The 6,023-nt window shown below is 75.4% G+C and carries 5 protein-coding genes; 1 reads left to right on the top strand and 4 read right to left on the bottom strand.

Annotated features, from left to right (window positions below):
• Positions 1 to 34: 34 nt before the first annotated feature.
• The 4 genes from RKE29_RS27250 to RKE29_RS27235 form a co-directional block, all read right to left on the bottom strand.
• Complete coding sequence (locus RKE29_RS27250; protein ID WP_312008328.1) at positions 35 to 1,096, bottom strand: aminotransferase class V-fold PLP-dependent enzyme; 1,062 nt, start codon at positions 1,094 to 1,096, stop codon at positions 35 to 37.
• 114 nt (positions 1,097 to 1,210) lie between these two features.
• Positions 1,211 to 2,656, bottom strand: coding sequence for an NCS2 family permease (locus RKE29_RS27245; protein ID WP_312008327.1), 1,446 nt, complete (start codon positions 2,654 to 2,656; stop codon positions 1,211 to 1,213).
• A 150-nt stretch (positions 2,657 to 2,806) separates the two neighbouring features.
• Positions 2,807 to 4,096 (bottom strand): right-handed parallel beta-helix repeat-containing protein, encoded by a 1,290-nt coding sequence (locus tag RKE29_RS27240; RefSeq protein WP_312008326.1) that lies wholly within the window; start codon positions 4,094 to 4,096, stop codon positions 2,807 to 2,809.
• Positions 4,097 to 4,453: 357 nt separating this feature from the next.
• Entirely contained in the window at positions 4,454 to 5,287 is an 834-nt protein-coding gene (locus tag RKE29_RS27235) for an SAM-dependent methyltransferase (protein ID WP_312008325.1), read from the bottom strand.
• 167 nt (positions 5,288 to 5,454) lie between these two features.
• Here RKE29_RS27235 and RKE29_RS27230 point away from each other — a divergent pair.
• Positions 5,455 to 6,023, top strand: a 569-nt coding sequence (locus tag RKE29_RS27230) for a TerD family protein (protein WP_312008329.1), incomplete at its 3' end; no start/stop codon positions are given.

Genomic DNA, 6,023 nt, shown 5'->3' with positions numbered 1-6,023 from the left:
CGGCGGCGGCCTCACGCGCGTACGGCGCGGGCCCTCACGCCCGTACGACCAGGCCCGAGAGCACGTCCAGCAGGCGGTCCACGTCGGCGGGGGTGTTGTACAGGTGGAAGGAGGCGCGCAGGTTTCCCGCGCGGGCGGAGACGAGCACGTCCGCCGCGGCGAGCGGGCCCGCCGCGTGGTCGAGGCCGGGCACGGAGACGATCGCCGAGCCCGGCGCGGGCACCGCCTCGTACCCCAGCTCCGCGACCCCGGCCCGGAAGCGCTCGGCCAGCGCCACGTCGTGCGCGGCGATCGCCGCCACGCCCACCTCCTCGATCAGCGCCAGGGACTGCCGGGCGGCGATGTACGCGAACAGGGCGGGGCTCTCGTCGTAGCGGCGGGCCGAGTGCGCCAGCTCCAGGACCGGGCCGTAGGTGCTGTCCCACGGCTTCTCGCCCGCGACCCAGCCCGCGAAGACGGGCGTGAGCGCGCCCAGGTCGTCCGGGACCGTCAGGAAGGCCACCCCGCGCGGGCACAGCAGCCACTTGTAGGCCACGCACACCGTGAAGTCCACCGCCGAGGCGTCCAGCGGCAGCCAGCCCGCGGACTGGCTGACGTCCAGCAGTGTGCGGGCGCCGTGCGCGCGGGCGGCCGCCGTGAGGGCCGGCAGGTCGGCGATCCGGCCGTTCGCCGACTGGGCTGCGCTGACGGCGACGAGCGCGGTGCCGGGGCGCACGGAGGCGGCCAGGTCCGCCAGCGGCACGCTGCGCACCTTCAGGTCGCCGCGCACGTAGAAGGGGTTCACCAGGGAGCTGAAGTCGCCGTCCGCGACCAGGACTTCCGCGCCCGGCGGCAGCGAGGACGCGATGAGCCCCGCGTACACCGCCACCGACGCGCCGGCCGCGACCCGGCGGACGGGCACGCCGGCCAGCCGGGCGTACGCGGCGCGGGCGGCCTCGATGTCCTCGAAGGCCGCGTCGGCGTACGTGCCCCTGGTGGCCGAGTCGGCGAGGGCCGCCGAGAGGGCGGCCGCGGACCGCGCGGGCAGCAGGCCCCCGGAGGCGGTGTTGAGATACGTCGTCTGCGGCGCGAACTCGGCGCCTCCCAGATGCTCCATGCAGCTCACTATGGGAGGCGGCCGCCCGTCCGTCCATCGCTTATCGCCCCGCGCGGGGCGGCAGCGGCGGCACGCGCGGGCCGCCGCCCCGCCCCGGCGGCGGCCCGGCGCACGTCAGGTGAGCCAGTGCTGGAGCGGGTCGATGGCGAAGTACACCAGGAACAGCGCGGCGGTCCCCCACAGCAGCGGGTGCACCTCGCGGGCCTTGCCCAGCACGGTCTTGATCACGACGTACGACACGAAGCCGGCCCCGATCCCGTTGGTGATCGAGTACGTGAACGGCATGAGGGCGATCGTCAGGAAGGCGGGTACGGCGATGTCGTACCGCTCCCACTCGATGTGCCGCACCTGGCTCATCAGCAGGAAGCCGACGGCCACCAGGGCCGGGGCGGCGGCCTGGGCGGGCACGACGGTGGCCAGCGGGGTCAGGAACAGCGCGACGCCGAAGAGGGCGCCGGTGACCACGCTGGCGAACCCGGTCCGCGCGCCCTCGCCGACGCCCGCGGCGGACTCGATGTAGCTGGTGTTGGAGGAGGCGGACGCGGCGCCGCCGGCCGCCGCCGCGAGGCCGTCGACCAGCAGCACCCGGCCGAGCCCGGGCACGTTGCCGCGCGCGTCGAGCAGTCCGGCCTCGCTGCTGACGCCCACGACCGTGCCCATGGTGTCGAAGAAGTCCGACAGGATCAGCGTGAAGATCAGCAGGACGAGCGTGACCACGCCGGCCTCCTGGAAGGCGCCGAACACGCTGAAGGAGCCGACGAGGCCGAAGTCGGGCGCCGCCACCACGTCGTCGGGCACCTTCGGCACGGTCAGCCCCCACGCCTCGGGCCTGATGTCGACGGCCTCGTTGACGGCGATCGCCACCGCGGTCATCGCCACGATGCTGATGAGCAGGGCGCCCCGCACCCCGCGCGCCATCAGGGCCACGGTCAGCAGCACGCCGAGGCTGAAGACCAGGACGGGCCAGCCGGCGAGCCGGCCGCCGGTGCCCAGCTCGACGGGCACGGACCCGGTGTCGCCGGGGATGCGGCGGACGAAGCCGGCGTCGATGAAGCCGATAAAGGCGATGAACAGGCCGATGCCCACGCTGATCGCCTGCTTCAGCGGCTGCGGGATGGCGTGCATCACCGCCTCCCGCAGGCCGGTGGTCACCAGCAGGCAGATGATCAGCCCCTCCACGACCACCAGGCCCATGGCGTCGGGCCAGCTCATCTCCGGGGCTATCTGGTAGGCGACGACGGCGTTGAGGCCCAGGCCCGCGGCGAGCGCGAGCGGCAGGTTGCCGACCAGGCCCATGAGGACGGTCATCACCGCGGCCACCAGGGCGGTGGCGGTGGCCAGTTGCGGGCCGGAGAGCTGGTCGCCGAACTTGTCCTTCGCGCCGCCGAGGATGAGGGGGTTGAGCACGAGGATGTACGCCATGGTGAAGAACGTGGCGAGGCCGCCGCGTATCTCCCGGCCGAAGGTCGAACCGCGCGCGGAGATGCGGAAGTAGCGGTCTACCGGGTTGCGGGGCGGGGCGGTCGGCACGGTGGCCGTGCCGGTGGCCTGTCCGGTCATGGCGTGGGGCTCCTCGGGGTACGGCGGGTGCGGGCGTGTCGCGGGGCGTGCGCGGGCGCACGGCGGTGTGCGGCAGGCGCACGGGCGCGCGGAACAGGTTGGGATTGTGCCCACTGGCGGCCCGGCACAGGTTTACGCCGTGTTAAGAGCTCACGGAGTGGATATCGCACCCCGCAGTTCGAGAGCCGGGCCGCGGGCGGTCATCGGCGAGCCGATGCCGCTGCCGTCGGCCACGACGAGGAAGGCGGTGGCCGGCAGCGCGCCACCCGGCCGCCGCTCGCCGCTCACCCCGGCGGCGTCGGTGGTGACGAAGGACGGGGTCGGCACGCCCGGGTTCCAGTTGTCGCGCTGGCTGACGGCCAGGCCGCCGACGCGGGCCTTGCCACTGCCGTTGGCCGCGGCGAGGTTGTCCGCGAGCCGCGCCCGCGCGAACGGGAAGTCGTAGCCGTAGCGGCGGTTGGCGTAGGCGGTGGTGCGGCGCAGCAGGACCGTGCCGGGGTCGCCGCTGGCGGCGAAGCCGCTCCCGGCGTTGCCCCAGGCGGCGGAGTCGGTGACGGCGTGCGCGGAGGCCGCGGCGCCGGCGGCAGGGGTGGCGCGGCCCTGGCGGGTGTCGGCCGTACGGGCGGTGCCGTCGCCCAGGTGGAAGCCGTCGCCGCCGCCGGGGACGGGGCGGGGACCGCGGCCGTTGCCGTACGCCCAGGTGCGCTCGATGGCGACCGCGCCGTCCCAGCTCCTGATGTCCACGCCGTCGTCGCTGTTGCCGTAGAGCCGGGCGCCGACGACGCGGTTGCCGCGGCCCGAACCGCAGGCGATCGCCAGGCCGTCGGCGTCGCGGCCGTGCTCGGCGTCGTCGTGGTTGTCGTAGGAGTCCAGGTTGCGCACCAGGTTGCGGTCGCTGCCGCGGCCGCGCAGGGTCAGGCCCGCGCCGCCGTTGCCGTGCACGTCCAGGTCGGAGAAGACCGCGCCGGTGCAGGAGGTGCACACGACCCCGCGGCCGGGCGCGGCGCGGAACTCCAGGCCGGAGACGGTCCAGTAGTCGGCGCTCAGCGACAGCAGGGCGGAGCCGGGCGGCAGCCGGGACCCGTCGACCGCGACCCGCTCCGAGCCGTACGCGCGCAGCCGCACCCGCCGGTCGGCCGTGCCGCTGACCGCGCCGCGCAGGGGTCGCGCGGGCTGGTACGTGCCGCCGCGCACCTCGATGGTGACGCCGGGTTCCGCGGCCGCGAGCGCCTTCTCCAGGGTGCGGTACGGCGCCGCGCGCGTGCCGGCGCCGCCGTCGCTGCCGCGGGGGGACACGTACACGGTGCGGGCGGCGGCGCTCGCACCGCCCGGCGCGACCGTCACGTAGACGCCCGCCACGGCGGACGCCAGGATCACCGCGGTGCCGACCGGCAGCGTCCGGTCCTTGCGGCGGCGGTGGCGACCGCGCTTGCGCCCCATGGCAACTCCTGTTCTGCGTCGGGGAGACGGGCCGGAGAGCCGGTGGCCTGCCGACCGGCCCGTTCCATGCCGTGGTTGCCGCCAGCACAGCTTAGGACGGCGCACACGCGCGGGGTCGCAGATTGCTCAACTACGACCGCTGGACGGCGCTTTCGGTCCACCCGTGATCACTGTACGGGCGGGCGGCGGCGGACGCGAGAGCGGTTCCGACCGGATGAGGCGGGCCCGTCCGCCCGGACGCCCTCGCCCGGCCTCGCCCGGCCCCGGACGGCCACGCCCGGCTCCACCCGGCGGCGGGCGGCGGGCGGCCGCGGGAAGGCGCCGGGCCGCGGGCGCCTTCCCGTCTCGGCGCGCGCGTCAGCCGGCCTTGCGGGCCACCCCCGCGTACAAAGACACGTCCGCGTCCGTCGCACCGGCCGGGTCGGCGGCACCGGCCGGGTCCGGGTCGTCCGGCCGCCAGCGGTGCGCGGGCACCAGGCCCGGGCCGAGCAGGTCGAGCCCGGTGAAGAACCGTTTGACCTCGGCCTCGGTCCGCGCCGTGCCCAGCACCCCGGTCGGGCACGCGGCGTCCAACTCCTTCCACACGCGCGGTGCGAAGTCCGGGGTCGGGTGCGTGATGACGACGACGCTGCCCGGGGCCAGGGCGTCGACCAGGGCGGCGACGGCGGCGTACGGGTCGTCCTCGTCCGCCACCAGGTGCAGCACCGCGAGCAGGCACAGCGCCACCGGACGGCGCATGTCCAGAATGTGGTGCAACTCGGGAGCGGTGACAACGGTCTCCGGCTGCCGCAGGTCGGCCCGCAGGTATCCGACGCGGCCCTCGCGGGTGCCGGTGAGCAGGGCCTCGGCGTAGGTCAGCACGATCGGGTCGTTGTCGGCGTACAGCACCCGGGCCCCGGGCGCGGCGGCCTGGGCGACCTGGTGCAGGTTCGGCTCGGCGGGCAGGCCGGAGCCGAGGTCGAGGAACTGCCGGATGCCCTCCTCCGCGGCGAGCACCCGGGTGACGCGCCGCATGAACCGCCGGTTGGCGCGGGCGCTGGTCCGGGCGCCGGGCCAGGTGGCGAGAAGCTGCTCGGCGGCCTGCGTGTCGGCCGTGTAGTGGGTCTTGCCGCCGAGGAGGTAGTCGTAGACGCGGGCCGAGTGCGGCCGCGCGTCGACGCGTGGATTCCCCCGGAATATCTGGTCGTTCACTCCCGTTTCCCCCTGTAGTAGCAACGGTGTGCACTCTCACCCTCGCCGGGATCCGGCCACCGGAGAAGACTGCTTCCCGGACTTTCCGGCCACCGGCTGCGCCGTCCCAGCGCGCTCGTTAATGGAACCGTAAAGCCTCCCCGCTCGTTATTCCGGGCATGACCGCTATGACACCCGGCTCGAATCTTCCGCTCCCCGTCGCGCGCGTGGCGGTGGACGTCACCGCGCCCGTGCGGCTGGACGTGTCGGGCCTGCTGCTGACCGCGAGCGGCAAGGTGCGCTCCGACGACGACTTCGTCTTCTACAACCAGCCGACCGGGCCGGGCGTGGCGCACCGCGCGGGCGCGGGCGGCGCGGGCGACACGATCACGGTGGACACCGCCGCCGTGCCGCCCGCGATCGACAAGGTGGTGATCACCGCGAGCCTGGACGCGCCCGGCGCGACCTTCGCGGGCACCGAGCCGACCGCCACCGTGCGCGGCGCCGACGGCGGGCCGGTCATCGCGACGTTCACCCCGCCGCGGCTGGGCGCGGAGACCGCGCTGGTGGTCGTGGAGATCTACCGGCGCGGCGGGGCGTGGAAGGTCCGGGCGGTCGGCCAGGGGTATGCGAACGGGCTGGCGGGCATCGCCACCGACTTCGGCGTGACGGTCGACGAGCCGGCCGCGGCCGCCGCCCCCGCGGCGCCCGCCGCACCGCCGTCCTACCCGGCGCCCGCGGGCCCGGCCGCCGCCGT

This window comes from Streptomyces sp. B1866, assembly GCF_031932565.1.
In the GTDB taxonomy this organism is placed as follows: Bacteria; Actinomycetota; Actinomycetes; order Streptomycetales; family Streptomycetaceae; genus Streptomyces.
This window is presented reverse-complemented; position numbering and strand designations above follow the sequence as displayed.

What these genes read in the sequence shown, in the direction of transcription:
- RKE29_RS27250 (WP_312008328.1), bottom strand. Translation starts at nt 1,096, where the DNA reads ATGGAGCATCTGGGAGGCGCCGAGTTCGCGCCGCAGACGACGTATCTC.
- RKE29_RS27245 (WP_312008327.1), bottom strand. Translation starts at nt 2,656, where the DNA reads ATGACCGGACAGGCCACCGGCACGGCCACCGTGCCGACCGCCCCGCCC.
- RKE29_RS27240 (WP_312008326.1), bottom strand. Translation starts at nt 4,096, where the DNA reads ATGGGGCGCAAGCGCGGTCGCCACCGCCGCCGCAAGGACCGGACGCTG.